This is a genomic window from Psychrobacter sp. T6-1, from assembly GCF_052258445.1.
Window position 1 is genome coordinate 1 of the sequence record NZ_JBQQFC010000673.1, and the last position, 753, is coordinate 753.

A 753-nucleotide genomic window follows, 5' to 3' on the forward strand; every position below is an offset into this window, starting at 1 on the left:
GGGTCTTAATGTTAAATCAACACCTTGCGCATTTTTCTGATGATCGACGCGCGCAAACACCTTCATGCCTTTACTTTCAATAATCGATGCCAGTTTATCCGCAGTATCTTGAACGGAGTGATTACTTTGCATCGTCACCAAACCCTTCTTAGCATTAATAGCAGCCATCGTTTTTAGTGTTGACTGCCCCTTGTCTGGCGCGTTTAAAATATTTTCAACACTGGCGCAAGAGGATACGGCCAAAGCTAGAGCAGCGATAGAGATAATCTTAAGCATAAAAAGTCCTTTTTTAGTGTGGTCATTTATTCAGCGAGTGATGGCTGACAACATCGAATATTCATTGTGAAGCATAGCATTGTGCGTAATAAACTGCGCATAGTAAAGGGTCGCATGACAACACCTCTTAAAGAATAACTAAGCCAAAACTATCATCTAAGCCAAACGCTCTGCCAGATAATCTACGAGCAACCTAATCTTTGGTGATAAATGACGGTTGTGCGGATAGACGGCCCAGATACTTTCCTCGGGCTCTCTATAGTTATCTAGTAAGCTGACCAGCTCACCTGATGCTAAGTACTTTTGCACATAATAATCAGGTAGCTGCACGATACCCAGACCTTTTAACGCAGCATCGACCAGACTGTGACCGCTGTTGTATTGCACAGTGCCAGATACTCGCAGGTTTTTTTCTTTATCAGCGTCTTTTCTAGAATCTGTTTTTTTAAAATCTATAAAATGCCAATAGTCACGAGT

The 753-nt window shown here is 41.8% G+C and carries 1 protein-coding gene and 1 pseudogene; both read right to left on the reverse strand.

Annotated features, from left to right (window positions below; all coding sequences use genetic code 11):
• A pseudogene (locus ACTXGO_RS15315) lies at positions 1 to 276 on the reverse strand (DUF302 domain-containing protein); the annotation flags it as partial.
• 156 nt (positions 277 to 432) lie between these two features.
• A partial coding sequence (locus ACTXGO_RS15320) for a LysR substrate-binding domain-containing protein (RefSeq protein WP_443575122.1) occupies positions 433 to 753 on the reverse strand: 321 nt, incomplete at its 5' end.